Origin of the sequence: Streptomyces sp. NPDC000151 (assembly GCF_040301705.1) — a bacterium.
Taxonomy (GTDB): domain Bacteria; phylum Actinomycetota; class Actinomycetes; order Streptomycetales; family Streptomycetaceae; genus Streptomyces.
The window spans coordinates 1-24581 of record NZ_JBEPFC010000029.1 but is presented as its reverse complement, the minus strand read 5'-3'; the positions used below and the strand labels follow the sequence as shown (position 1 = coordinate 24581).

The following is a 24581-nucleotide window of genomic DNA, read 5'->3' as shown; positions in this document are numbered from 1 at the left end:
GAGATCCGGAGCGCATGCGCGCACGAATCAGGGCGGGCGACCACGAGGCGTTCGCCGCGCTCTACGAGGAATACGTGCGGGAGGTCTACAACCACGCCTACCGGCTGTCGGGCGACTGGTCGACGGCCGAGGAGGTGTTGTCCGAAACGTTCCTGGCGGCGTGGCGTACTCGTCACGCCGTCGAGCCGGAGGGCGACTCGCTGCGGCCGTGGTTGCTCGGGATCGCCACGAACAAGGCACGCAACGCCAACCGCGGTATCGGGCGGCGCCTGGCCTTCCTGGCCCGCCGCCCCGCACCGGAACTGGTGGCGGACATCGCGGATGCCACGGTCGGACGCGTCGACGACGCACGGCGGCTCGCCGCGGTCCGGCAGGCACTGGGCGGACTCCGCCGCCAGGAACGCGAGGTGCTGGCCCTCTGCGTCTGGTCCGGGCTGGACTATGCCGAGGCCGCCGAGGCCCTGGGCATCCCGGTGGGCACCGTGCGGTCGCGGCTGTCCCGCGCCCGTACCCGGCTGCGCCGGCTCACCGACGAGGAACTCGGCCGGACGCCGGGCGGGTCCGCGCGGGAAGCACGCCCCGGAGAAGCGGTCCGGTCCGGAAGGGAACCCCGTCCCGGCCGCGGAGAGGTAGAGAGCAGGGCCGCGTTCGTGGCCCTGCCCATCCAGGAGGAAGCCCGATGAACGACCGTACCTCCGGCCCCGAGCGGGACGCACGCGAGGAACTGGCCCGGCTGCTGCCGGCCCCGGCCGAACGGGACCTCCCCCCGGGCCGTCACCTCCACCACAAGGACACCCTGATGCGTCTGATCGACCAGGACGGCGACCGCGCCACCGCACGCCCCCGCCCCCGTCTCCTGCGCCCCGCCGTTCTGCTGCCCGCCGCCGGACTGGCTTTGGGCGGGGTGCTGCTGACCACGCTCGCCGTGACCGGCCAGGACAGCGCTCCGGCACCGTCCGCCGCGGGCAAGGGTTCCCATGCCACGGCTCCGCGTGGCGCGGCCGTGCTGCTCGACCGGATCGCCTCGGTCGCCGCGAAGAGCGGCGAACAGAAGGTCACCGGTGACCAGTTCGTGTACGTCAAGTCACTGCAGACCGAGGGGGACTTCGCATTCGGTGACCCGGTGAAGCTGACCGAGCCCCGCGAGCGTGAGGTCTGGATGTCGCAGCAGGCGGGACCGGTGATCGACGTCGGCCTGATCCACCAGGACGGCAGGTACTTCCCGATCGAGGTCGGCGTCCCGGACGGCGAGCCCGCCGTCGGCTACCCGGCGGGCCTCGACCGGCCGACTTACGCGTGGCTGGCCTCGCTGCCCACCGACCCCGACGTCCTGCTCCGGCGGCTCCACACCGAGATCACCCGGGACCAGGACACGCGCGACACCCCGGCCAAGGACCGGGACCAGGACCAGGACACCTTCGACGCCATCGGTGAGCTGCTGCGGGAGACAGTGATGCCGCCGAGGACCGCGGCCGCCCTCTACAAGGCCGCGGCGAAGATCCCCGGCGTGATCAAGGACCCCGACGCGGTGGACGCGGCCGGCCGGCACGGGATCGGCGTGGCGCGCGACAACACCCGCACCGGTGAGCGCACCACCTGGATCTTCGACTCGACCACCCTGGAGTACCTGGGCGAACGGAGCTACCTCATCAGGGACACCTCCATGGGCAAGAAGGGCACACTGATCAACAAGTCGGCGGTCCTGGAGCGCGCGGTCGTCGACGCCCTCCGCGAGAAGCCGTCGAGGGAGAAGCGGTCGAACGGCGTATCGACCGACCGACGCTCTGGGTAGAGTCGGGCAATGCCCGAGCTGAAGCGGCTGCATGCTCGTCATGCCCCGGCGGTCCTGGCCTTCGAGTTGGCCAACCGCGCCTACTTCGCTGCCTCGGTCCCCGACCGCGGCGACGACTTCTTCGACCGGTTCGCCGACCGGTACAACGCCCTGCTGGCCGAGCAGGAGGCCGGCATCTGTGCCTTCTACGTGCTCGTCGCCGAGGACGGTGCGGTACTGGGCAGGTTCAACTTGGTCGACATCGAAGAGCGCACTGCCGACCTCGGTTACCGGGTCGCGCAGCACGTCGCCGGCTGCGGCGTGGCGACCGCGACCGTCCAGGAGCTGTGCCGGCTGGCGGCAGCGCGGCACGGGCTGCACACGCTGCGGGCGGCCGCCGCCCACGAGAATGCCGCTTCCCGGAAGGTGCTGATCAAAGCCGGGTTCGTCCCGGTCGGCCCAGCCGGCCCGGCCGACCTCGGCGGTAAGCAAGGCACCTGGTATCGACGCGACCTGGCGCTCCAGCCGCAGTCCGCGGTCCCACTGGCGGACCGGCAGCGGGAAGGCCACGGCCACCGCTGATCACCGCGGGCCCGGCGCCACGCTGTTTCTCGTCGCCTTGTCCATACCCTTGTCGATACACGAATGCATCCCATACATTCGCGTATCGAACGGCGTACGGCGGAAGGCGGGACCGGTCATGACATCGGCGGAGGCGGCAGCCCGGCCGCGACGTGTCACCCGGCGGCGGGCGCAGACCCGGCAGCGGCTGCTCGACGCCGCGCTGGAGGTCTTCGCCGAAGAGGGCTTCGGCCGGTCCACCGTGGACCAGGTGTGTGAGCGGGCCGGGTACACCCGGGGCGCCTTCTACTCGAACTTCACCTCGCTCGACGAGCTGTTCCTCGCCATGTGGGAGCAGCGGTCGGCGACGATGGTGGCCGATCTGCGGGACGCCCTGGACCGGCTCGGCACCCTGGAGTCGGTGTCGGCGGACGAGGCGCTGCGGGCCGTGCTGGACGCCGTACCGATCGATGACGCGTGGTATCGCGTGACGGCGGAGTTCACCGCGCACGCGCTGCGCAATCCTTCTCTGCGCCGGGTGATGGCCGCGCGCGAGCAGGCCATCCACGACACCCTGCTGCCGATCGTCGAGGCCGCGCTGGCCCGCGGCGGGCGGGTGGTCACCGACCGTACGGGGCTCGGGCACGCGCTGGTCGCCGTGCACGACGGCACCACCGTGCAGTGCTTGATGGAGCCGGACGACGCGGCCGTACGGCGGCGCCGCGAGGAGCTGTACCGGCATGTGGTCAACGCCTACAGCACCCCGGAACACCAGCAGGGGCAGTAACAGCCGGAGCGGGAGCGTCCAGAGCGAAGGGGCTCGGAATGAGTGAGCGCGAACAGGCCGATGTGATCGTCGTGGGGGCCGGACTGGCCGGGCTCGTCGCGACGTACGAGCTGGTCAGGGCCGGGCGCAAGGTGCTCGTCGTGGATCAGGAGAGCGCGGCGAACCTGGGCGGCCAGGCGTTCTGGTCGCTCGGCGGGCTGTTCCTCGTGAACAGCCCCGAGCAGCGCCGGATGGGCATCAAGGACTCCTACGAGCTGGCGCTGAAGGACTGGTTGGGCTCGGCCGGTTTTGACCGGGAGCGGGAGGACCACTGGCCGCGCCAGTGGGCGCAGGCGTACGTCCAGTTCGCCGCCGGGGAGAAGCGCGCCTACCTGCACGAGCTGGGGCTGCGGCTGATGCCGAACGTCGGCTGGGCCGAGCGGGGTTCCGGACTCGCCTCCGGGCACGGCAATTCGGTGCCGCGCTTCCATCTGACGTGGGGCACGGGGCCGGAGGTCGTACGCGTCTTCCGCGACCCGGTGCTGGCGGCCGAGCACCGCGGGCTGGTGACGTTCAAGCACCGGCACCAGGTGGACGAGCTGATCGTGGAGAACGGTGCGGCGGTCGGCGTCCGGGGCACGGTGCTGGAGCCATCGGACGCGGCGCGGGGTGTGAAGTCCTCGCGTACGGCGGCCGGTTCGTTCGAGCTGCGGGCGCAGGCCGTGGTCGTCACCTCGGGCGGCATCGGCGGCAACCCGGACCTGGTGCGCAAGAACTGGCCGGTGGACCGGCTCGGCCCGGCGCCGGAGCGGATGATCAGCGGGGTGCCCGCGCACGTCGACGGGCGGATGCTGGAGATCACCGAGAGCGCGGGCGGCAGCATCGTCAACCGCGACCGCATGTGGCACTACGTCGAGGGCATCCGGAACTGGGACCCGATCTGGCCGGACCACGCCATCCGGATCATCCCCGGCCCGTCCTCGCTCTGGCTGGACGCCACGGGCCGGCGGCTGCCGCCCCCGTACTTCCCCGGCTTCGACACGCTCGGCACGCTCCGGCACATCCGGGCCGGCGGCCACGATCACAGCTGGTTCATCCTCACGCAGTCGATCATCGAGAAGGAGTTCGCGCTCTCGGGGTCCGAGCAGAACCCGGACTTCACCGGCAAGGACCTCAAGATGACGCTCGGCCGGACGAAGAAGGGTCCGACCGGCCCGGTGGCCGCGTTCATGCAGCACGGCGCGGACTTCGTCGTCCGCGACAACCTGCGCGACCTGGTGAGCGGGATGAACGCGCTGGGCAGCGGCCCCGAGCTGGACTACGACCAGGTGCGGCGGGAGGTCGTGGCCCGCGACAGCGAGGTGGGCTCGGCGTACTCCAAGGACATGCAGCTGATGGCGGTGCGCAACGCGCGTGCCTACTTGGCGGACAAGATCGTGCGGGTGGCCAAGCCGCACCGGCTGCTGGACCCGGCGCACGGCCCGCTGATCGCCGTACGGCTGAACCTGCTCACCCGTAAGACGCTCGGCGGCCTGGAAACCACGCTGGACGCGCAGGTCGTACGCCCTGACGGCACGCCCTTCGAGGGGCTGTACGCGGCGGGCGAGGTGGCCGGCTTCGGCGGCGGCGGGGTGCACGGCTACAACGCGCTGGAGGGCACGTTCCTCGGCGGCTGCATCTTCTCCGGCCGCGCGGCGGGCCGGGCGCTGGCGAAGGACCTGGCGTGACGGGCGACGCGGCACGTGACACACGCGGTGCGGTACGTGACACGGCTCGGCGTACGGCGCTGGTCACCGGTGCCTCCTCCGGCATCGGCCGGGCCGTCTGCCGGGCCCTGCTGGACCGCGGTTACCACGTGATCGCCACCAGCCGCGCGCCCGAGAAGATCTCCGAGGCCGAGCGGCTGCCCGGCGCGGCCTATCTCGCGCTCGACCTCACCGACCCGGCGAGCATCGAGGCGTGCGCGGCGGCGGCGGGACCGGTCGACGTACTGGTCAACAACGCGGGCGAGAGCCAGCTCGCCGCCCTCGAAGAGCTGCCGATGGACGCGCTGGAGCGGCTCTTTCAGCTCAATGTCTTCGGTGCGGTGCGGCTGACCCAACTGCTGCTGCCGGGGATGCGGGAGCGGCGCAGCGGCCGGGTCGTCATGGTCGGCTCCATGCTGGCCAGCTTCCCGCTGGCCTTCCGCTCCTCGTACGTGGCCTCGAAGGCGGCCGTCAAGGCGTTCGCGACCGCCGCCCGCCGCGAACTCTCCCCGTACGGCGTCTGGTTGACCACCGTCGAGCCGGGCTCCATCAACACCGGCATCAGCGAGCGCCGCACCCGCTACCTCGCCGACGGCTCCCCGTACACCGACGCCTTCCGTACGGTCTCGACCCATCTCGACCGCAACGAGGCGACGGGCATCAGCGCCGCGACCGTGGCGGCGACGGTCCTCAAGGCCGTCGAGGCGCCCAGCCCCAAGCCCCTGTACGCGGTGGGCAGCCGCGCCCCGCTCGTCTTCACCCTCCGCCGCCTGATCTCCCGCCGCCTCGCCGAGTCCCTGGTGTCCCGGACGCACGGCCTGAAGTAGGGCAGACCGACGAGTGGGGTGACGACTCAGGGCCCTGGTGGGCGGAGCTCGGGACGCTGGCGGCTGCCGCACTGATCATCTTGGGGGTGCTTGCGGCAGCGGGGGGTGTTTCTCACGTACTGCGCGGAGCGCGGTGCAGGAGGAGACACGTCGCGCTGAGCGCGGCCATCGCGGCGAAGGCGAGGGCGACCGGGGTCCAGGAGTTGCCTGTTGACGCGAAGAGCCACGTCGCCGCGGACGGGGCCGCGCTGCCGAGCAGGCCCGCGAGCTGGAAGCTCATCGAGAGGCCGGTGTAGCGGACGCGGGGCGCGAACCAGCCCGACAGCAGCGTGCCGATCGACGCGTACGCGATCGTGCTGGCGAGCATCGGCAGGCACATCGCCGCCCACAGGCCGCCCAGCGTACGGGTGTCGGCGAGCCAGAACATTGGGAAGGCGACGACGAGGTGCAGCAGGATGCCCGCCAGGGTCAGCCTGCGCATTCCGAAGCGGTCGGCGGCGAGCGCGGCCAGCGGCGTGCAGACGATGACGACGACGGAGGCCGCCGTGCCGGCGCCCGCGGCCTCGGACTCGGAGAAGCCGAGCTGCCCGACCGCGTACGTCGACATGAACGTGACGATCACGTAGTAGCCGCCGACCGTGATCAGGAAGGCGCCGGTGGCCAGCAGCCAGGTGCGCCAGGCGTCGCGCACCACGCCGACGACCGGCGCCGCCTGCTTCGCCTCGCTCTCCCCCGCCGCGCGCGCCGCTTCGAATTCGGGTGACTCCTCGATCGAGGAGCGGATGACGAGGCCGAGCAGGACGAGGACGGCGGAGAGCAGGAAGGGGACGCGCCAGGCCCAGTCCACCAGGGCGTCGTGCCCGAGGAGGGCGACCAGCGAGAAGACGCCGGTGGAGAGGAAGTAGCCGACGCCGTCGCCGACTTGGGGGAAGGAGCCGAAGAAGGCGCGGCGGCGGGGCGGGGCGTGTTCGACGGCGAAGAGCACCGCGCCGCCCCATTCGCCGCCGACGGCGAGCGACTGCGTCATCCGTATCAGGACGAGGAGGAGCGGCGCCGCGACGCCGAGCGTGGCGTAGCCGGGCAGCAGGCCGACGGCGACGGTGGCGAGCCCCATGAGCAGCATCGACCAGATCAGTGCCTTCTTGCGGCCGTACCGGTCGCCGATGTGCCCGAAGATGATCGCGCCGAGCGGGCGGCCGAGCGAGCCGACGAAGAGCGTGGTGAACGAGAGCAGGGTGCCGAGCGCCGGGCCGGCCTCGGGGAAGAAGAGATCGGGGAAGACCAGCGCGGACGCGGTCGCGTAGATACCGAAGTCGTACCATTCCACGCTGGTACCGATCAGCGAGGCGCCGGCGACCTTCCAGGGGTTGGCGCGGCGGGGTGGGGCGTCGCCCGGTGGTGGTGCGGAGTCCTCGGCACCTTCGGCGTTCTCGGCGGATGCGGCTGCAGTCATGCTCCCGTGCTCCTTCCGAATGGGTCCGTGCGGACCCGAATAAGATGCACGGGACGGTATGGTCGCTCCGGAAGGCTGTCAATAGGGTCCGAGAAAAGCCCTTTAATCGACCGGGGGTCGCAGGTGAACGGCACGGACGCGGAACGGGACGGGGCGCGGCGGTCCGCCTCGCGGGACCTCGTCGCCGAGGCGCTGCGCAAACGCATCGCGCTCGGCGGCTTCGAGCCCGGCGACCGGCTGCCCAGCGAGCGGGAGCTGGCCGCGGCGTTCGGTGCGGGCCGCAACACGGTGCGCCAGGCCCTGCGGCTGCTCGCCGAGGAGGGCCTGGTCGTCACCACGCTCGGCCGCAGCGGCGGGACCCGGGTGGCCGAGGCCGCCCCCGTGGGCACCGCCGGCACCGGAGCGCAGGGCGCGGTGGCCGCCGAGATCCGGGCCACGCTGCGCGACTACATGGAGTACCGGCAGGCCATCGAGCCGCTCGCGGCCCGGCTCGCCGCCGAGCGCGGCTCCACCGGCGCCCGCCGGGACCTGGTGAAGCTGCTGGACGCGGAGGTCGGCGAGCTGCCCGACATCGGCGCGTACCACCGCGTGGACAGCCGCTTCCACCTCGCCGTCGCGGCCGCCGGCGGCAACGAGGTGCTGCACGAGGCGGTGGCCAGGGCCCGCTCGGAGATGTTCGCGGGCGGCAATGCGCTGTGGCTGCGCTCGGACTGGCATGTGGTGTACGGCGCCGAGGCGGAGCTGGGCTGCGTCTTCCGTGACGAGCACGAGGCGATCGCGCTGGCCGTGCTCGCCGGGGACGGGGCGGCGGCGGAGCGCCGCATGCGGGAGCATCTGCAGGACTCCTACCGGCAGTTCCTGACTCTGCTCGACCACTTCGAGGGCCAGGGCTGAGGGGCCGGGAGCGGCTTGACCTTGCTCGGGCGGCGCCATACCCTCCGAATTGGATCCGATTGGATCCAATCAGAGAATCCTTACGGCGATGCCGACGCCCGCTCAGGAGGTAGGAGCCCATGCACACCCACGACGAGGACCTCACCCGTCAGGTCATGGACCACCTCCGCCACCGCATCGCCCTGCCCGAGCCGCCGCTCGGCCGCCCCGGCGACCACGCCGAACTCGGCGTCGCCCTCAAGGGGGCGATCGGCGCGGGCCCGCGGCCGGCCGCCGAGGTCCTGCGTACGTACGCCGAGGACATCGAGCCGGCCGTCATATCCTGCGACCACCCCGCCTTCCTCGCCTTCATCCCCGGCGCGCCCACCAAGGCGGCGGCCCTCTTCGACATGGTCGTCTCCGGGGCGTCCCTGCACGGCGTGTCCTGGCTGGAGGCCGCCGGCGCCATCGCCGCCGAGAACCAGGTGCTGCGCCTCTTCGCGGATCTCGCCGGGCTTCCCGAGAGCGCCGGCGGCTGCTTCGTCAGCGGCGGCTCGGCCGGCAACCTCTCCGCACTCGTCGTCGCCCGCGACACCGGCCGGCGCCGGCTCGGGCTCACCGGACACGCGCCCGTACGCGTCGCCGTCAGCGACCAGGTGCACTCCTCCGTCGGCAACACCCTGCGCATCCTCGGCATCGACGCCCTCGTCGTACCGACCGAGGACCACCGGCTCACCGGCGAGGCCGTCCGCATCGCCCTGGCGGCCGCCGAGCACGACGGCGGCGCGCCTGTCGTCGCCGTCGTCGCCACCGCGGGCACCACCAACGCCGGGATACTCGACGACCTCGCGGGCGTCGCCGCGCAGGCGCGCGCCCGCGACCTGTGGTTCCACGTGGACGCGGCGTACGGGGGCGGCGGCCTCTTCGTCCCCGAACTGCGCGCCCGGATGGCCGGTATCGAGCACGCCGACTCGCTCGTCGTCGACCCGCACAAGTGGATGTTCGCGCCCTTCGACTGCGGCGCGCTGCTCTACCGGGACCCGCGCCTGGCCAAGGCCGTCCACACCCAGGACGCCGCGTACCTCGACGCGATCCACGGGGACGGCGCGGGCGCCGACGACCTGGAGTGGAACCCGAGCGACTACGCGTACCACCTCACGCGGCGCCCGCGCGGCCTGCCCCTGTGGTTCTCGCTCGCCGTGCACGGCACGGACGCGTACCGGGACGCGGTCGCCCGCGGCGTCCGGCTCGCCCAGTACACCGCCCGGCTCGCCGAGCGCACCGACGGCCTCGAACTCCTCCGCGAGCCCGAGCTGTCCGTCGTCCTGCTCCGCCGCACCGGCTGGCAGCCGCGCGACTACTACGCCTGGTCCAAGCGGCTGCTCGCCGCCGGCACGGCCTTCGTCACGCCGACCGTGTGGGAGGGCGAGACCGTCGTACGCATCGCCTTCCTGCACCCCGGCCTCACGGAGCAGACCGTCGACCACATCCTCGACTCGCTGACCGCCGACGGCTGATGGGGCGCGGCTCGACGGGCACGCGGGTCAGCGGGGGCGCGGCCGGTAGCCGAGGCTGACCGACAGGTCGTTCGCGCCCTTCAGTGCCAGCTCGGCGAGCTCGGACTCCCGGTCGGCCGTCCAGCGGATCATGGGGGCCGAGACGGAGAGGGCGGCGACGACGCGGCCGGCGCTGTCGCGGACCGGGGCCGCGACGCAGGAGACGTCCGGGTTGGACTCTCGGTGCTCGGTGGCGGTGCCGCGCTCCCGGATGGCGGCGAGTTCGGTACGCAGCGCGTCCGGCGCAGTAATGCTGCCGGGGGTCAGGGCGACCAGTTCGCGGCCCTCGATGCGGGCGGCCAGCTCCGCATCGGGGAGCGCGGCGAGCAGCATCTTGCCGACGGCCGTGCAGTGCGCCGGCAGCCGGCGGCCGGCCGCCGAGACCATGCGGACGGCGTGCGTGGAGTCGACCTTGGCGATGTAGATGACGTCGGTGTCCTCCAGGATCGCGACGTGCACCGTCTCGTCGCAGGTGGCGGCCACCTCGCGGGCCACCCGCTGCCCCTCGGCCGCCAGGTCGAGCTGTTCGGCGTACCGGCTGCCGAGCTGGTACGCGCGGACGCCGAGGCGGTAGCGGCCCGGCTGGTCGGGGACGGGGACCAGGTAGGAGCGGGCCGCCAGGGTGGTGAGCAGTTCGTGCACGGTGGTGCGCGGCAGCTGGAGCTTGCGCACCACGTCGGGGGCCGACTGCGGGCCGTCCGCCTCCAGGAACAGTTCGAGTATGTCCAGTGCCCGGGTCACCGCTGGGACCAGTCGCCCCATGCCGTTCACCCACCCTCCGCCGCCGTCGCCAGTGTTCGTCATTCCGGTCGATGGTCGGAATGACGAACACAGGGTAGGGGGATGAGGGTTCGGCTGTCGACGGCCGGGACGTACCGGCCGCCGGCCGTCGACCGCCGGTCTCACCGCCCGTCCCGTGCCTACCGCGCTTCCAGCGCCTCCAAGCCCGCCGGGAGCGCCTCGGTGTGCAGCACGCCCATGCGCTGCGTGGCCCGGGTGAGGGCGACATAGAGGTCGCTCACGCCGAACTCGGCCGGTTCCGTCACGAGTACCGTGTCGAACTCCAGGCCCTTGGCCTGCCGCGGGTCCAGAAGGACGACCGGGCTGGTCAGGTCGGGGGTCGGACCGGCGGACGCGGCGGGGAGCGCGGCCAGCAGGGCTTCGTGGTGGTGCCGCTGGGCGATGACCGCGAGGCGGCCCTCGGCGTCGGCCTCCCGGGCGACCGCTTCGGCGACCGCGCGCGGCAGGTCGTCGGTGCGGTGGGACCAGGGCGGTACGCCGGTGGAGCGGACCGAGCGCGGCGGCTCGAACGCCTCGGCCGTCGGAGTCCCGGCGTACGCGGCCCGGATCACCGCCGCCGCGACCGCCATGATCTCGGCGGGGGTGCGGTAGTTGACGCCGAGGCGTACGTGCTCCCAGCGGTCGCCGACGTACGGCGCGAGGATCGACTCCCACGTCCCGCAGCTGCCGGGTTCGGCGGTCTGCGCCGGGTCGCCGACCAGCGTCATCGAGCGGGTCGGGCAGCGGCGCATCAGCAGCCGCCACATCATCGCGGACAGCTCCTGCGCCTCGTCGACGATGATGTGGCCGAAGGCCCAGGTGCGGTCGGCGGCGGCGCGTTCGGCGGCGGTGCGGTGGTCGGCCTCCTCGTGCCGGTCGGCGAGGCGTTCGGCGTCGACCAGGTCGTGCGCGGCCAGCACCTCCGAGTCCTCGTCGTCCTTGTCCTCGAACTCCTGGGTGCGGGAGCCGTACGAGAGGTCCAGCACGCCCTGCGCGTACGCGATGCGCTCCTGGCGCTCGGCCTCGGCGGCGGCCTGGGCCGCGGAGTCGTCCTCGCCGAGCAGTTCGGCGGCCTCGTCCAGCAGCGGGATGTCGGCGGCGGTCCACTCGCCGCCCTCGCGACGGATCGCGGCGGCGTCGGCCTCGGGGAGATGCGCCGGGTCGGCGAGGAAGTCGGCGACCAGTTCCTGCGGGGTGAGGACGGGCCACAGTTCGCCGATCGCGCGGTGCACTTCGCCGCTGGCCGCGATGGCCTTGCCGAGCTGCGCGATGTCGTCGGGGCCGAGGAAGTTGGGGCCACCGTACGGGTCGGCGCCGAGCCGGTCGGCGAGCTGGGCGGTCAGCGAGTCGATGATGCGGAAGGCGAAGTGCGGGCGGGCGAGGTTGTGCGGCAGCTTCGTCTCGCGCGCCTGGTGCCGGGCCTCCAGGACGATGTCCGCGTCCAGCAGCAGGTCGCCGTCCTCGTGCGGGATGACGGTGACGGGATCGGGCAGGGTCTGCCGGTCCCGTACGTACGCGGCCAGGGCATCGGCCATCGCGGCGTCGCCCTTGACCGCGGCGGCCTCGGGCGTGTCCGTGCCGGTGGCGTGGACGCCCGGGAAGAGCTCGCCGGGCGAGGCGAGCAGCACGCCGGTCTCGCCGAGCGCGGGCAGCACCTCTCCGATGTAGCCGAGGAACGCCGGGTTGGGGCCGACGATCAGTACCGCGCGGCGGGCGAGCAGCTCGCGGTGCGCGTACAGCAGGTACGCGGCGCGGTGCAGGGCGACGACGGTCTTGCCGGTGCCGGGGCCGCCCTCGACGACCATGACGCCGCGGTGCGGGGCGCGGATGATGCGGTCCTGCTCGGCCTGGATGGTCTGCACGATGTCGTGCATCCGGCCGGTGCGCGCCGCGTCCAGCGCGGCGAGCAGCACGGTGTCCGCGTCGGTACCTTCGTGGCCGGTGCGCACCGTGTCGGCGAGGTCCATGATCTCGTCGTGCAGGGCGGTGACCCGCCGGCCCTCGGTGGAGATGTGGCGCCTGCGGCGCAGCCCCATCGGGGTGTGGCCGGTGGCGAGGTAGAAGGGGCGGGCGACATCGGCGCGCCAGTCGATGACCAGGGGCGTGCGCTCGGCGTCGTCGCGCCGGATGCCGATGCGCCCGATGTGGTGGTCGGCGCCGTCGCGGAAGGAGAGCCGGCCGAAGCACAGGCCGTTCTCACCGGAGTCGAAGGCGGCGAGCAGCCCGGCCTGTTCGGCCACGGTCACGTCCCGCTCCAGCCGCGCCTGCAGCGTGCCGGTGTCGGCCGCCGCCAGGGCGCCCTCCACCGCGGCACCCGCCCCGGCGCGCAGCTCGCCGAGGCGCTCGTAGAGCATGTCGATGAATTCCTGCTCGCGGCGCGTTTCCGCGTGGGCTGTCTCCTCGTCGGCGGACCGGCCCGGCCGCACGTCCGACTCTTCGCCCGGCACCTGGATTGACAATTCGGCTCCCGCCTGGTTAAGATGACTCCATAAAGCTTCGCCATGCCCAGGTTTCTATCGAGGCATGGAAACTCCCAATATACGCGGAGACCCACCCCGGCCGCCAATGCGACCGGGGTTTTGTTGTGCCCGGGCTTCCGTTACCGCGGTCGGTCACCGCGGACGCGGCGCAGCCGCAGCGGGGCGTACACGGCGACCGAGACCACGAAGGCCACGAAGTACGCCAGGTCGCCGCCGTGCAGCGCCTCCGCGACCGGGCCGACGTACAGGGACGTGTCCATGAACGGCACGGCGACGGCGAAGGCCGCGACGAAGGCGAGGGCCGCCGGCCACCAGGGCTGCGGCCGGTCGAACTCCGCGTGCACGTCGACCGGAGCGCCGCCGCGCGCCCTCCTTCGGGCGAGCCAGTCGATCGCGACGACGCCGATGAAGCCGGGGATCCAGTAGCCGACGAAGAGCAGCACGTTCTGGAAGCGGGCCGTGGTGTCGGCGGCGTGCATCCACAGCACGAGCAGGAAGCCGAGCACGGCGGCAACGGCCGCGGCGAGCGGGCGCGGGATGCGGACCCCGGCCGTCTGGAGCGCCAGCGAACCGCTGTAGTCGTTCATGGCGTTGCTGCACACCGCCGAGGCGGCGATGGCCAGCAGCCCGAAGGCGCCCAGCGCCCCGCCGCCGAGCAGCTTCTGCACGCCCGCCGCCGTCTGGTCGGTGAACAGGCCCGCCGCCCACAGGCCGAGCGTCTGCACCCAGAGGTACGCGGCGGCCATGCCGAGGAGCGTGTACCAGAACATCCGCTGCCGGGACGCGGAGCGCGGCAGGTACCGGCTGAAGTCCGAGGCGTACGGGGCCCAGGAGATCGCCAGGCTCAGCGCGACCGCGGTGGTCAGCAGGAAGGCGCCGGCCCGGTCGGCGCCGTGCGCGGTGGATGCCGACGGCAGCGGGACGCCGTCGAGCAGCTTGACGCTGAGCGCGAGGAAGGCCGCGCCGAGCACGAAGGTCATCACGGTCTGGAGGCGGTGAATGGCCTCGTATCCGAGGACGCCGACGACGCCCTGGAGAAGCAGCACGGTCAGCGCGCCCAGCCAGAAGGGCCAGCCGGCCAGGCGGGCCAGCGCGTCGCCGCCGAAGAGGCCGATCAGCGCGTCCCAGGCGATGGAGGACAGCCACTGCAGGACGCCGGGCAGCACGACGCCGCGGCCGAAGGCGAGCCGGGCCAGCGGCAGCTGCCCCGTGCCGGTGAGGCTGCCCCACGTACCGAGGTAGGCGGAGGGCGCCGCGCCGAGCAGCGTGCCGAGCGCCATCGCGGCGAACGCGGTCCAGAAGTCGAGCCCGAGGCCGATGCCCACGGTGCCGGTGAACACCCCGGTCATGGTCAGGTTGGGCGCGAACCAGACGGTGAACAGGCGGCCGGGGCGGCCGTAGCGGTTGTTCTCGGGCACCGGGCCGATGCCGTGCCGTTCGACGGACAGGTCGCCGGCGCCGGCGGGCATACGCCCGTCGAACACGGGACGCTCGATGGTCATGGGGATTCCAGCGGAGGTCGGGGTTCCGGATCGGGAACGGGGTGCGAGTAGCATGAGGGGCACACGAGACACGGGGTGCCCCCTCTCAAGGGCTGAGATCACACCCGTCGAACCTGATCTGGCTCGCACCAGCGAAGGGATGTCACAGAAGGAATGCCCCTATGACGCGTCCGGCCGCCGCCGACGACCTGCTTGCCACTGCCCGGCAAGCGCTCATCCGCGTACGCCATGAAACACCACTGGTGCAGTGCCTCACCAACCAGGTCGTTGCCAACTTCACCGCGAACGTGCTGCTCGCGCTGGGCGCCGCCCCGGCCATGGTGGACATCCCCGAGGAGGCCGGCCCGTTCGCCGGGGCGGCTTCCGGGCTGCTGGTCAACGTGGGTACGCCGCACGCCGAGCAGCGCGCGGCCATGACCGAGGCGGTGGCGTCCGCGGCCGCCGCGGGAACACCATGGGTGCTGGACCCGGTGGCGATCGGCTCGCTGCCGGTACGGACCGCGCTGGCGCACCGGCTGGCCGCGCAGGGCCCGGCCGTCGTACGCGGCAACGCCTCGGAGATCATCGCGCTGTCCGGTACCGGGGGCGGCGGGCGCGGGGTGGACGCCACCGACGAGGTCGAGTCGGCGGCCGAAGCCGCGGGCACGCTGGCCCGCGCCACGGGCGCCGTGGTCGCGGTCTCCGGACCGGTCGACCTGCTCACCGACGGCGAGCGGACGGTACGGGTCGCCAACGGGGACCCGCTGCTGACCCGGGTGACCGGCGGCGGGTGCGCGCTCGGCGCGGTGCTGGCGGCCTTCGCCCCGCCCGCTTCGACGTCCCCGGCCCCGTCCGGTGACCGGCTCGTCGCCGCGGTCGCCGCCGTGACGGTCTACACCGTGGCCGCCGAGGTCGCGGCCGAGCGCAGCAACGGTCCCGGCACCTTCGCCGCCGCCTTCCTGGACGCGCTGTACGGCCTCGACGAGGACACGCTCACCAAGCGGGCGGCGGTCTCGTGGGCGTGAGCGGGAACGAGGATCTGCCCGCGCCGCCGGACCTCTCCGTGTACCTGGTCACCGACGCGGCGCAGGCCGCCGCGTGCGGCCGGGACGTGGCGGGCACGGTCGCCGAGGCCGTGGCCGGCGGGGTGACCGCGGTCCAGGTACGGGAGAAGGACGGTGCCGCCCGGGACTTCCTCGGCACGGTGCTGCGCATCGCCGCGGTACTGCCGGAGCGGGTCGCACTGTTCGTCAACGACCGGGTGGACGTGTACTTGGCGGCGCGCGCGGCCGGCGCGCGGGTGACCGGGGTGCACGTCGGCCAGTCCGATCTGCCGGTGGCCGCCGTCCGCGCGCTGACCGGGCCGGAAGCGGTGATCGGGCTGAGCGCCGCCACGGAGGACGAGCTGCGGGCCGCGGCCGGGGAACGGGCCCGGGTCGACTACGTCGGCATCGGCGCGCTGCACGCGACCCGCACCAAGGCGGACGCGCCGCCGGAGCTGGGCATCGAGGGCTTCGCCCGGCTGGCGCCGCCCACGCCGCTCCCGGCGGTGGCGATCGGCGGGGTGACAGTGGCGGACATGGCGCCGCTGCGGGCCGCGGGCGCGGCGGGCGGCGCGGTCGTCTCGGGCATCTGCGCGGCCGCCGACCCCCGTACGGCGGCGCGCGCTTACGCGGAGGCGTGGGGCCGGGCCTCCTGAGCCACCGTGCCCCGCCCCCGACGGGCCGTCAGCCGGCGCGCGGTCTCCAGTACGGTCACGATCACCAGCGCCAGGGCGAAGGCCAGCAGCAGTCCGCTGACCGGTTCCTCGGTGAAGGCCGCGCCGCCGACGTACCCGATGGCGGTGCTGGTGACGGCCCACAGCGCGGCGCCGGCCGCGTCCAGCAGGACGAAGCGGCGCAGCGGGAACCGCAGGCTGCCGGTGGACAGCGCGGACGCCACCCGACCGCCCGGCAGGAAGCGGCCCGCCACCACCAGCGTCGTGGCGTGCCGCCCGACCATGGCCCGCGCCCACGCGTACCGTCGCCGGCCCTTCTCGCCGCGCAGCAGCCGGTCGATGGCCCGCGGTCCCGCCCAGCGGCCGATGGCGTGGCCGAGGCAGTCGCCGCCCAGCGCGCCCAGCGCCGCCACCAGGGCCAGCAGCGCGAGCTGTTGGAGGTCGGCGCCGGTCAGCACGGCCACCGTCACCACCGTCGTCTCGCTCGGCATGAACGGCAGCAGCGCGTCCAGGCCGGCCACCAGCAGCACGATCAGCCAGAGCCAGGGCGAGTCCAGCTGCGTCCTGACCAGCTCCGCGAACTGGTCGAACAGCTCAGACATGGACCGGCGGCCGGGTGCCGCAGATCGCCGCGTGCGCCTCGGCGGCCAGCGCCCGCCGGTCCCGTCGCCCGGGGTCCAGCTCCGGGTGGGCGGTGACCCGTACCGTGAGGTCTCTCGCGCCGATCACTCTGTGCAGCGAGGTCGCGAAGTCCTCGTCCCCGAGGAACGCGGCCACCGTACTGGGCCTGCCGTGCTGCAGGTACGTGATCGTCACCGGCCGGACCGGCGCCCCCGCGTCGATCGCGGCCTGGAACGTCGCCCGCCGGAAGCCGCCGCCCGACTCTGTGCACCAGGTCGTGCCCTGCGGGAACACCAGCATCGAACGGCCGCCGCGCAACGTGGCCGCGAGCTGTGCCACGTCCCCCGGCAGCGTGCGCAGCCCGTCCCGGTCGATGAACTGCGCCCCCGCCTTGCGCGCCAGCTCCCCGAAGACCGGCCACTGGCCCACCTCCCGCTTGGCCAGCGGCATCGACGGCTCCACCGCCAGCAGGGCGATGACGTCGAGCCAGGAGATGTGGTCCGCCACGATGAGCGTCCCCGGGCCGCCGGGTCCGCGCGGCACGCTCAGCGACGGCGTACTGCTCTCCAGCCGCAGCCCGAGGGCGCGGAGCACCGCGCGCGCCCTGACCCGCATCACCCGCGGGTCGGCGAGGCGCGGCCCGGCCGCCATGCCGCGCCCCAAGGCGCAGGCCAGAGCCGCGTACCGCCCGGCCCGCTCTCCGCCGGAGAGGTGCGGCACGGCGTGTACGGCGCAGCCGGGCGTGCAGGGTGACGTGACGCCCCAGGGGCTCATCGTGACTCTCCGAGGAAATAGCGGTAATAGCGGTCGTTGAGCTGCTCCATGTCCAGTACGACGAAGAAGTCGGCGACGCCGAACTCCGGGTCGTGCGCGGGCGGCCCGCACACCCAGGCGCCCAGCCGCAGATATCCCCGGAACAGCGGGGGCAGCCCGGCGTATCCGGGCTCGGCGTCCGCCGACCGCCCGGCGGGCTGCCAGGGGCGGTGCGGGCGGACGGCCATGCCGGCGGGCGGGGCGTGCTTGTCGGCGCACAGGGACCAGGCGTTCGCCGCCGCCCGGCCCCCGTCGCCCAGCGGCACCGAGGCGCAGCCCGCGAGGTAGCGGTGGCCGAAGAGCAGGACGTACCGGGCGAGCGCGGCCCACATCAGGTTGATCACCGCGCCGGAGCGGTGGTCGGGGTGGACGCAGGAGCGGCCCGCCTCGATCGTCCGGGACCGGATGCCGGCCAGTGCGCTCAGGTCGAACTCGCCCTCCGAGTACGAGCGTTCGCTGCGTCCCGGCGGCAGCAGCCGGTAGGTGCCGACCACTTCGCCGGTCACCGTCTCGGTGACGATCAGGTGGTCGGCGAGGCCGTCGAAGCTGTCCGTGTCGTGGCCCGCCAGCGACGGGTCGAGGGTGGCGCCCAGCTCCTCGCCGAACACCTTGTGGCGGAGCCGCTGGGCGGCGCGTATCTGCTCGGTGGAGTCCGCGAGGGAGGTGACGTAGGAGCGGGTTTCCTGCACGGTCGACGGCGTCGCGGTCGATGACGTCACGGTCGAAGGCGTCGCGGTCGATGGCGTCGTGGTCATGGGTGTGGGGTCTCCGTTCGCTGGGTGTCCACGGCGTGGGAACGGGTACTCGAAGTCCCCGCACCGTTCCCGACCGACGGTAGGAGCCGGGTGAGCCGCGCCGCAGTGCCCGAAGGTCCGAGGCGGCCCCTGACCTTCGTCAGGGGTCCCGTTCCGTCGGCCGGAGGAGCCCGGCACCGGTACGTACCAGGGTTATCCCTACTCCCCCAGGAAGAAGCGCCGGTAGCGGTCGTCGATCCGCTCCATGTCCAGCAGCACAAAGAAGTCCGCGACGTCGGACTCCGGGTCGTGGGCCGGTGCCCCGCACATCCAGGCGCCGACCCGGAGGTAGCCGCGGAGCAGCGGCGGCAGCAGCGCGTAACTCGGCTCGTTCTCGATCACGCCCGGCGGTGTCCACGCGCGGTGCGGGTGGACCCGCAGATCGGCCGGGGAGGCATGCTTCGCCGTCCCCAACAGCCAGGCGTGGCAGGCCGCCTGGCCGCCGTCGGCCAGCGGTACGGAGGCGCAGCCCGCGAGGTAGCGGTGGCCGGAGAGCAGGACGTACCGGGCGAGCGCCGCCCACATCAGGTTGATCACCGCGCCGGTCCGGTGGTCCGGGTGCACGCACGAGCGCCCGGCCTCCACCATCCGCCCGCGCAGCTCGTGCAGCGCCCGCAGGTCGAACTCGCCCTCCGAGTACGAGCGTTCGCTGCGCCCCGGGGGCAGCAGGCGGTAGGTGCCGACCACCTCGCCGCTGGCGGTGTCCGTCACGATCAGGTGGTCCGCCGACGCGTCGAAGCCGTCGACGTCGTGGCCGGCCAGCGGGGTGCGCAGCCGGGCCCCCAGCTCCCCGCCGAAGACCCGGTGGCGCAGCCGCTGCGCGGCCCGTATCTCCTCCGTCGTGTCCGCGATGGAGGTGACGTAGGAACCGGTGGCCGCGGCAGCGGTGGATACCGAGAGCATGAGAAATGTTCTCCCTTCCTGGGGACGGCCGGCGCCGGCACGCACGCCCGGCGGACGAGCACCGCCGGAACGGCGGGTGCGCCGCTCGACCATGAAAGCTACGAGTGCCCCTCCGGACCCGGCATCGGCCGAAAGACACCGTTCGTCCCCGCCATTCGGCAGGCTCCCCTACCGCGCCCCGGCGCCGGGCCCAACAGAGCCTGCCGGTCCCAGTACGAGGCCGAGCGGCCCTGTCCGCCGGGCGCGGAGGGGTGGCAGAATCCCACTCGCTCCCGCGTCGCGGCACGGCGGGCCGCGACGGCTTGTCCCACAGGTCTTGATGCCGAGGGAGACCGCGATGACGTGGACCGCCCCTACCCTGCACCCGTTGTGGAGCTCTGTCCTCCGCCGGCTCCGGCCGGCCTACTTATCGGTGCCCTCCCGGGTGGCCCGACCGGCCGGTACCGCCGTGGCGGCCGGCCGCGCGGACGCCGGGATCGGCCCGTCCCCGGTCGCGGTACGCCGGTACGCCGACCGCACCGTCATCGAGGTGCACCGGCCGATCCGTCCGGCCGCCGAACCGCACCTGGGACGGCTCCTCAACGCCGTCATCCGCCCGGGCAGCGGCGCGGTCGTCGTCGACCTGCACCGGGTGGGCCGGGCGGACGGTGCCGCCGCCCTCGTCCGGCTGGCCCAGGTCCTCTGCGCCCACCACGAGGTGGACTGCTCGGTCGAGTACGACGCCTCGGACACCGTGGCCCCGTCCCCGAGCAGACGCCTGCCCGACGCGCGGGCAGCGCCGCGCCGAAGCGGCCTCCGTATGCCGGGATCGCTATCTGATAACGGACTTCCGTTCGAACGTCCCTTTCATCGCGTCCGCCCCGTACCGTGCTTCTCAATGCCCCTTTGATCTTGTTCAAGGGGCTTCGGGGAGGGGGACGCGGAATGCGCAGCGGGGTGAAGGCCACCATTGTCGGCGGGGTGTGCGTCGTGGTGGGCGGGGTCGTGCTGTACGGCGGCTACAACCTGGTGAACGGGATCACCGGGTACGGCGGCACGGGCGGCACCACGCAGGCGGTACCGACCGGCCCGCCCAGCGCCGAGGAGACCTCGGAGACGGCGAAGGACTTCCTCGCCGCCTGGGCGAAGGGTGACAGCGCGGCCGCCGCCGCGCTCACCGACAACCGGGAGGTCGCCCGGACCGAACTGGCCGGATTCCACCACCAGGCGCACCTCACTCACCTGGTGATCACGCCGGGTGAGCGGTCCGGCACGACCGTTCCGTACAAGGTCACGGCGAAGGTGTCGTACAAGGGGCGGACCGCACCCCTGTCGTACGCCTCCCAGCTGCGGGTCGTCCGCGGCCGGACCACGCACAAGCCGCTGGTGGACTGGCGGCCCGCGGTGCTGCACCCGCGGCTCGAGGAGGGCGAGAACCTGATCACGGACGCGGGCGCGGCGCCGGAGATCAAGGCCGTCGACCACCGCGGCCGGCCACTGACCAAGGAGCGCTACCCCTCGCTCGGGCCCGTCCTGGACGGCCTGCGGGAGAAGTACGGCAGTGAGGCCGGCGGCACGCGGAGCATCGGGCTGCGGATCGAGGACGAGGAGGGCGAGACCACCCGCACCCTGGTCACCCTCCGGAAGGGCCGGGCCGGGACGCTGCACACGACGCTGGACGCGGACGTGCAGGCGGCGGCGGAGCTGGCGGTGAAGGAGTACGACGAGTCGTCGGTCGTGGCCGTCCGGCCGAGCACGGGCGAGATCCGCGCGGTGGCCAACAACCGTACGGACGGCTACGACGCGGCGATGCTGGGCAGAGTGGCGCCGGGCTCCACGATGAAGATCGTCACGGCCGCGATGATCCTGCAGAACGGCGTGGGCGACGCGGCGGGCCGGGCCGCCTGCCCGCCGACCGTGTCCTGGGAGGGCTACACCTTCCACAACCTCGACGACTTGTCGATACCGGACGGCACGCTCACCGACGCGTTCGCCCGGTCCTGCAACACCGCGTTCATCAAGGCCGTCAAGCCGCTCAACGACAAGGGCGTCGCGGGCACCGCGCTGGGCACAACGGCCCGGGACTCCTTCGGGCTCGGCGGCGACGACTGGCAGACCGGCATACCGTCCTTCGACGGCAGCATCCCGGAGTCGTCCGGGGTGGAGACCGCCGCCTCGTACATCGGCCAGGGCAAGGTCCAGATGAGCCCGCTGGCCATGGCGTCCGTCACCGCGACCGTGGTCAACGGCGGCTTCCGGCAGCCCGTTCTCGTACCGCAGGGGCTCGACGGCCGGCCCCTGGCCACCGCGCACCCACTGGCCCCCTCCGTCGCCCGGCAGCTGCGGCAGATGATGCACGCGGCGACCGTCGGCCGGGGCACGGCGGTCGCCGCGATGGCGGGCGTCGGCGGGGACAAGGGCGCGAAGACCGGCTCCGCCGAGAAGGACGGGCAGGCCCGGTCCAACAGCTGGTTCACCGGCTACAGCGACGACCTCGCGGCCGCCGCCCTGGTCCAGTCCGGCGGCCACGGCGGCGACGCGGCGGGCCCGGTCGTGGCGCGGGTACTGCGCGCGGGTTAGGGCCTGTTCTTCGGCTCTTCGGCCAGGGCTTCAGCTCAGGGGCGCTTCGGCTCAGGCCGGCTTCAGCGTGCGCGCGAAGAGGTCCAGCAGCGCGTCCCAGTGCCGGGCCAGGCCCGCCTCGCTGTAGGCGGCGGTGTCGGACATGGTGAAGCCGTGGATGGTGTCCGGGTACACCTCGGAGCGGTACGTCGTGCCCGCGGCCGCCAGCGCCGCCTCCAGCTCGGCGATGTGCCCGGCGTTCATGCTGTCGTCCTGGGACGCGTGCCCGAAGTACAGCTCCGCCTCGACGTCACCGGCCAGCCGGTGCGGGCTGTCCGGCGCCTCGGTGACGAGGTGGCCGCCGTGGAAGCTCGCCGCGGCGGCGACCCGGTCCGGGTACCGCGCCGCGGTGCGCAGCGAGAGTACGCCGCCCATGCAGTAGCCCGTCAGGCCCACCGCACCGGGACGCACCTCCTCCTGACCGGCCAGGAAGTCGAGGAAACAGCCGGCGTCGCGCATCCCGAGCTCCGGGGTCAGCTCGTGGACCATCGGCATGATCTTCGCCAGGAACGCCTCCCGGCCCTCCGGCCTGCTGAGGTCGGGGAGTTCGGCGACGGGCGCCTTCCCGTGCCGGTAGAAGAGGTTCGGCAGCAGCACGTAGTACCCGTGCGAGGCGAGCTCGCGGGCCATGTTCTCCAGCACCGGACGCAGGCCGATGGCGTCCATGTAGAACAGCACGGCGGGGTGGCTGCCGCCCCCTTCCGGGTACGCGACGAACGCGTCGCACGCCCCGTCCGGCGTGCTGATCGTCACCGACCTGGATTCCGTCTTCGCCGTGTTCCCCGTGTTCCCCGTGTTCTCCGTCTGCGCTGCCATGCCCTCTCCTCACCGTTTCCCGGGTCACCGTTCCCCGGGCGACCATCGTGCCTCATGCGGGGGCCTCGAAGGCGTCCGGGGCGATGTGCGGCAGGGCTTGGCTGGTAATGCGATAGCGCCCGTTGGGGAGCCGGTGCCTGGTCTCGGCGACATGGACGGCGAGCGGCCCCGCCCACTCGTAGCCGTGGTCCGCCGCGTGCCGGGCCAGGGCGTCCGTCAGCGCGCGTCCGACGTGCTCGTCCCGCTCGCCGAGCTCCTGGTGGACGTAGCGGGCGAGCTCGATGTCGTAGGCGTTGGGCACCAGTATCCGGCTCTCGCTGCACACGACGGCGTGGTCGTCGCACTCGCGCCGCAGGGCATCGACCAACCGCACCGGATCACTCCGGAACACCCGATTGACCAGGGTGTGTTCCCAGTGCTCCACCGCGTCTTCCATTTGCGTGAGCAGTCCCATGCCACGCCGGGTGCCCGCCGCCCGCGCTTGTCATGCCCAGGGAGCCGTTGTCATGCCCGGAGCACTCTTGTCATGCCCAGGGAGCCATTCCGGCCATTGGCACGCTTGGCAGGAAATCACACGCTTTCCAAGAACAAGACCCGCTACTGTCAGCAACGTGAGAGTCGCTCACCTCTCCCCACATCTCCCCGCACGATGAGGTTGCCAGATGCCGCTTCCCGACGGCTTAGAGATGACCGCGCTCGCCTCCTGTGAGGCGGGCGCGGTGCTGCGGATCAGCGGCGAGCTCGATCACTTTACCGAGCAGCTCTTCCGCGCCTCCGTCGGTACTTTCCTGGACCGCGGCCACCGCCATGTCGTCCTGGACTGCGCCGCTCTCACCTTCTGCGACTCCCGCGGCCTGAACTGCCTGCTCAGCCTGCAATGGCTCCTGGAGCGGCGACAGGGCCGGCTGCTGCTGGCCCGCGTACGCCACAACGTCGCCCGCGTACTGCACCTCACCGGCTCCGACGAGCTGCTGCGCGCGTTCCCCACGGTGGCCCAGGCGCTGGCCACGCTGCCCCGGGAGGAGCGACCCGGCTGGCCGGGCCCGCCGGGGTCGCCGGGTCCGCCGGAATCGAGCCCCTTGGAGCAGACGTGCCCGTCGGGGCCGGCGTACGGGTACCGGTCCGGGTCGGCACCGGCCTGAAAGCAGGCGGTCCACGGCCCTCGCCGCGCTCCTGGAATTCCTCACCCCTCCGGCATGAGATCCCTCGCGCACAGCCCGGCGGCCCGCTCCGCCGCGGCGGCGACGGCGAGGAGGAGGGTTTCGCCGCCGTGCGCGGCCACGAGCTGCAGGCCCGCGGGGCAGCCGTCCGAACCGAAACCGGCCGGAATGCTCGCCGCCGGATGCCCACTGAGGTTGAACGCCCAGGTCAGCGCGGTGCTGTAGCGGTCGCCCGGACCCTCGTGACCGTGCGGCGGATTCGGGGTGGCGGGCGTCAGCAGGAGCGGAGCGCGCGCGAAGAGGACGGCGAGCCGGCGGTCGTTGTCCGCGCGTACCCGCTCGGCGGCGGTCGGGTCCGCTCCCGGTGTACGCAGGGCGAGCCAGGCGGAGCCGGGGTCGGTCAGGCGGACCGCGTCCTCGGCCACGAGCCGGACGACGCCCGCCTCGGCGAGCCGGCCGGCCGCCCGACGGACGATCTCCACCCGTTCGGGATCCGGCTCGGCGAAGCCGAGATCGGCGGACCAGAGGGCGGGAAGAGGCGCACTGCCGGTGAGGGCGGCGCCACCGCCCTCGTCCACGGGCGGCGTGCGCAACGCCCCCCGCACCACACCCCAATACGCCGCCGCGTCCGCCGCGCACCGGGTGAGTACTCCTGGCGCGGCGAGGCCCGTGCGGTCGGGCGAGGGCAGCAGGCCGTTGGTGACCTTCAGGCCGAACACGCCGCACCAGGCAGCGGGAATCCGGATCGAACCCGCGCCGTCGCTGCCCGTGGCCAGCGGTACGAGACCGGCCGCGACCGCCGCGGCGGACCCGGCCGAGGAGCCGCCGGGCGTCCGGTCGGCGCGCCAGGGGTTACGCGTATGTCC

General features: G+C 73.2%; 24 protein-coding genes and 1 riboswitch. Of the genes, 13 read left to right on the top strand and 11 right to left on the bottom strand.

The features are described 5' to 3' along the window. Positions 1-14: 14 nt before the first annotated feature. From ABT381_RS11925 to ABT381_RS11900, 6 genes are all read left to right on the top strand, one after another. The gene (locus ABT381_RS11925) at positions 15-683 is read left to right on the top strand and encodes an RNA polymerase sigma factor (protein WP_351591557.1); all 669 of its coding nucleotides are present in this window, start codon (positions 15-17) and stop codon (positions 681-683) included. Then, positions 680-1792 (top strand): CU044_5270 family protein, encoded by a 1113-nt coding sequence (locus tag ABT381_RS11920; RefSeq protein WP_351591554.1) that lies wholly within the window; start codon positions 680-682, stop codon positions 1790-1792. Before ABT381_RS11925 ends, ABT381_RS11920 begins: the two co-directional genes overlap by 4 nt. Positions 1793-1801: 9 nt before the next feature. Further along, complete coding sequence (locus ABT381_RS11915) at positions 1802-2353, top strand: GNAT family N-acetyltransferase (RefSeq protein WP_351591551.1); 552 nt, start codon at positions 1802-1804, stop codon at positions 2351-2353. Between the two features lie 118 nt (positions 2354-2471). Next, complete coding sequence (locus ABT381_RS11910) at positions 2472-3119, top strand: TetR/AcrR family transcriptional regulator (protein ID WP_351591548.1); 648 nt, start codon at positions 2472-2474, stop codon at positions 3117-3119. A gap of 38 nt (positions 3120-3157) precedes the next feature. Next, on the top strand, positions 3158-4825 hold the full coding sequence (locus ABT381_RS11905) for an FAD-binding dehydrogenase (RefSeq protein ID WP_351591545.1): 1668 nt from the start codon (positions 3158-3160) through the stop codon (positions 4823-4825). Beyond that, entirely contained in the window at positions 4822-5670 is an 849-nt protein-coding gene (locus ABT381_RS11900) for an SDR family oxidoreductase (protein WP_351591542.1), read from the top strand. Before ABT381_RS11905 ends, ABT381_RS11900 begins: the two co-directional genes overlap by 4 nt. A 112-nt stretch (positions 5671-5782) precedes the next feature. Here the strand turns inward: ABT381_RS11900 and ABT381_RS11895 are convergent, their stop codons facing one another. After that, positions 5783-7123: an MFS transporter gene (locus ABT381_RS11895; RefSeq protein ID WP_351591539.1), complete on the bottom strand. Its 1341-nt coding sequence runs from the start codon at positions 7121-7123 to the stop codon at positions 5783-5785. A gap of 123 nt (positions 7124-7246) precedes the next feature. Here ABT381_RS11895 and ABT381_RS11890 point away from each other — a divergent pair, with 123 nt between their 5' ends. Next, positions 7247-8017: a FadR/GntR family transcriptional regulator gene (locus tag ABT381_RS11890; RefSeq protein ID WP_351591536.1), complete on the top strand. Its 771-nt coding sequence runs from the start codon at positions 7247-7249 to the stop codon at positions 8015-8017. Positions 8018-8136: 119 nt separating this feature from the next. Continuing rightward, positions 8137-9513 (top strand): pyridoxal phosphate-dependent decarboxylase family protein, encoded by a 1377-nt coding sequence (locus ABT381_RS11885; protein ID WP_351591533.1) that lies wholly within the window; start codon positions 8137-8139, stop codon positions 9511-9513. Positions 9514-9540: 27 nt separating this feature from the next. Here the strand turns inward: ABT381_RS11885 and ABT381_RS11880 are convergent, their stop codons facing one another. From ABT381_RS11880 to ABT381_RS11870, 3 genes are all read right to left on the bottom strand, one after another. After that, positions 9541-10314, bottom strand: coding sequence for an IclR family transcriptional regulator (locus tag ABT381_RS11880; protein ID WP_351591625.1), 774 nt, complete (start codon positions 10312-10314; stop codon positions 9541-9543). A 158-nt stretch (positions 10315-10472) separates the two neighbouring features. Continuing rightward, a complete protein-coding gene (locus tag ABT381_RS11875) occupies positions 10473-12758 on the bottom strand; it encodes a HelD family protein (protein WP_502965705.1) in 2286 nt (761 codons plus the stop codon). A 173-nt stretch (positions 12759-12931) separates the two neighbouring features. Next, entirely contained in the window at positions 12932-14314 is a 1383-nt protein-coding gene (locus tag ABT381_RS11870; RefSeq protein WP_351591530.1) for a purine-cytosine permease family protein, read from the bottom strand. 61 nt (positions 14315-14375) lie between these two features. Next, a riboswitch (TPP riboswitch) is annotated at positions 14376-14471 on the top strand. Positions 14472-14475: 4 nt separating this feature from the next. Here ABT381_RS11870 and thiM point away from each other — a divergent pair. Both thiM and thiE read left to right on the top strand, forming a co-directional pair. Continuing rightward, positions 14476-15318, top strand: a complete 843-nt coding sequence (gene thiM / locus ABT381_RS11865; RefSeq protein WP_351591527.1) for a hydroxyethylthiazole kinase — start codon at positions 14476-14478, stop codon at positions 15316-15318. Continuing rightward, positions 15315-15992 (top strand): thiamine phosphate synthase, encoded by a 678-nt coding sequence (gene thiE / locus ABT381_RS11860; RefSeq protein WP_351591524.1) that lies wholly within the window; start codon positions 15315-15317, stop codon positions 15990-15992. Before thiM ends, thiE begins: the two co-directional genes overlap by 4 nt. On the opposite strand, the gene ABT381_RS11855 is transcribed toward thiE, so the two are convergent. The 4 genes from ABT381_RS11855 to ABT381_RS11840 form a co-directional block, all read right to left on the bottom strand. Continuing rightward, entirely contained in the window at positions 15962-16612 is a 651-nt protein-coding gene (locus ABT381_RS11855) for a DedA family protein (RefSeq protein WP_351591521.1), read from the bottom strand. The two genes, thiE and ABT381_RS11855, sit on opposite strands and share 31 nt — an antisense overlap. Beyond that, positions 16605-17405 carry a lysophospholipid acyltransferase family protein gene (locus tag ABT381_RS11850; RefSeq protein ID WP_351591518.1) on the bottom strand — a complete coding sequence of 267 codons (801 nt, stop codon included), beginning with the start codon at positions 17403-17405 and terminating at the stop codon, positions 16605-16607. Before ABT381_RS11850 ends, ABT381_RS11855 begins: the two co-directional genes overlap by 8 nt. Beyond that, positions 17402-18199 (bottom strand): GNAT family N-acetyltransferase, encoded by a 798-nt coding sequence (locus ABT381_RS11845; RefSeq protein ID WP_351591515.1) that lies wholly within the window; start codon positions 18197-18199, stop codon positions 17402-17404. The genes ABT381_RS11850 and ABT381_RS11845 overlap by 4 nt, the downstream gene beginning before the upstream one ends. A 198-nt stretch (positions 18200-18397) precedes the next feature. Further along, on the bottom strand, positions 18398-19141 hold the full coding sequence (locus ABT381_RS11840) for a GNAT family N-acetyltransferase (protein ID WP_351591512.1): 744 nt from the start codon (positions 19139-19141) through the stop codon (positions 18398-18400). A 448-nt stretch (positions 19142-19589) separates the two neighbouring features. Between ABT381_RS11840 and ABT381_RS11835 the strand changes: the two genes are divergently transcribed. Both ABT381_RS11835 and ABT381_RS11830 read left to right on the top strand, forming a co-directional pair. After that, the gene (locus ABT381_RS11835) at positions 19590-20030 is read left to right on the top strand and encodes a hypothetical protein (RefSeq protein WP_351591509.1); all 441 of its coding nucleotides are present in this window, start codon (positions 19590-19592) and stop codon (positions 20028-20030) included. Between the two features lie 35 nt (positions 20031-20065). Further along, positions 20066-21700: a penicillin-binding transpeptidase domain-containing protein gene (locus ABT381_RS11830; RefSeq protein ID WP_351591506.1), complete on the top strand. Its 1635-nt coding sequence runs from the start codon at positions 20066-20068 to the stop codon at positions 21698-21700. Between the two features lie 51 nt (positions 21701-21751). Here the strand turns inward: ABT381_RS11830 and ABT381_RS11825 are convergent, their stop codons facing one another. Beyond that, entirely contained in the window at positions 21752-22555 is an 804-nt protein-coding gene (locus ABT381_RS11825) for a dienelactone hydrolase family protein (RefSeq protein ID WP_351591503.1), read from the bottom strand. Between the two features lie 52 nt (positions 22556-22607). Next, positions 22608-22991, bottom strand: coding sequence for a DUF3662 domain-containing protein (locus ABT381_RS11820; RefSeq protein WP_351591500.1), 384 nt, complete (start codon positions 22989-22991; stop codon positions 22608-22610). Between the two features lie 226 nt (positions 22992-23217). Between ABT381_RS11820 and ABT381_RS11815 the strand changes: the two genes are divergently transcribed. After that, positions 23218-23697: an STAS domain-containing protein gene (locus ABT381_RS11815; protein ID WP_351591497.1), complete on the top strand. Its 480-nt coding sequence runs from the start codon at positions 23218-23220 to the stop codon at positions 23695-23697. 41 nt (positions 23698-23738) lie between these two features. Here ABT381_RS11815 and ABT381_RS11810 read toward each other — a convergent pair. Continuing rightward, the coding region (locus ABT381_RS11810) for an amidase family protein (RefSeq protein ID WP_351591494.1) at positions 23739-24581 on the bottom strand (843 nt) is incomplete at its 5' end.

Excerpts from the sequence above, each read along its gene's own strand:
- ABT381_RS11925 (WP_351591557.1), top strand. The coding sequence starts at position 15 with ATGCGCGCACGAATCAGGGCGGGCGACCACGAGGCGTTCGCCGCGCTC.
- ABT381_RS11920 (WP_351591554.1), top strand. The coding sequence starts at position 680 with ATGAACGACCGTACCTCCGGCCCCGAGCGGGACGCACGCGAGGAACTG.
- ABT381_RS11915 (WP_351591551.1), top strand. The coding sequence starts at position 1,802 with ATGCCCGAGCTGAAGCGGCTGCATGCTCGTCATGCCCCGGCGGTCCTG.
- ABT381_RS11910 (WP_351591548.1), top strand. The coding sequence starts at position 2,472 with ATGACATCGGCGGAGGCGGCAGCCCGGCCGCGACGTGTCACCCGGCGG.
- ABT381_RS11905 (WP_351591545.1), top strand. The coding sequence starts at position 3,158 with ATGAGTGAGCGCGAACAGGCCGATGTGATCGTCGTGGGGGCCGGACTG.
- ABT381_RS11895 (WP_351591539.1), bottom strand. The coding sequence starts at position 7,123 with ATGACTGCAGCCGCATCCGCCGAGAACGCCGAAGGTGCCGAGGACTCC.
- ABT381_RS11885 (WP_351591533.1), top strand. The coding sequence starts at position 8,137 with ATGCACACCCACGACGAGGACCTCACCCGTCAGGTCATGGACCACCTC.
- ABT381_RS11880 (WP_351591625.1), bottom strand. The coding sequence starts at position 10,314 with ATGGGGCGACTGGTCCCAGCGGTGACCCGGGCACTGGACATACTCGAA.
- ABT381_RS11870 (WP_351591530.1), bottom strand. The coding sequence starts at position 14,314 with ATGACCATCGAGCGTCCCGTGTTCGACGGGCGTATGCCCGCCGGCGCC.
- thiM (WP_351591527.1), top strand. The coding sequence starts at position 14,476 with ATGACGCGTCCGGCCGCCGCCGACGACCTGCTTGCCACTGCCCGGCAA.
- ABT381_RS11855 (WP_351591521.1), bottom strand. The coding sequence starts at position 16,612 with ATGTCTGAGCTGTTCGACCAGTTCGCGGAGCTGGTCAGGACGCAGCTG.
- ABT381_RS11850 (WP_351591518.1), bottom strand. The coding sequence starts at position 17,405 with ATGAGCCCCTGGGGCGTCACGTCACCCTGCACGCCCGGCTGCGCCGTA.
- ABT381_RS11845 (WP_351591515.1), bottom strand. The coding sequence starts at position 18,199 with ATGACCACGACGCCATCGACCGCGACGCCTTCGACCGTGACGTCATCG.
- ABT381_RS11840 (WP_351591512.1), bottom strand. The coding sequence starts at position 19,141 with ATGCTCTCGGTATCCACCGCTGCCGCGGCCACCGGTTCCTACGTCACC.
- ABT381_RS11830 (WP_351591506.1), top strand. The coding sequence starts at position 20,066 with ATGCGCAGCGGGGTGAAGGCCACCATTGTCGGCGGGGTGTGCGTCGTG.
- ABT381_RS11825 (WP_351591503.1), bottom strand. The coding sequence starts at position 22,555 with ATGGCAGCGCAGACGGAGAACACGGGGAACACGGGGAACACGGCGAAG.
- ABT381_RS11820 (WP_351591500.1), bottom strand. The coding sequence starts at position 22,991 with ATGGAAGACGCGGTGGAGCACTGGGAACACACCCTGGTCAATCGGGTG.
- ABT381_RS11815 (WP_351591497.1), top strand. The coding sequence starts at position 23,218 with ATGCCGCTTCCCGACGGCTTAGAGATGACCGCGCTCGCCTCCTGTGAG.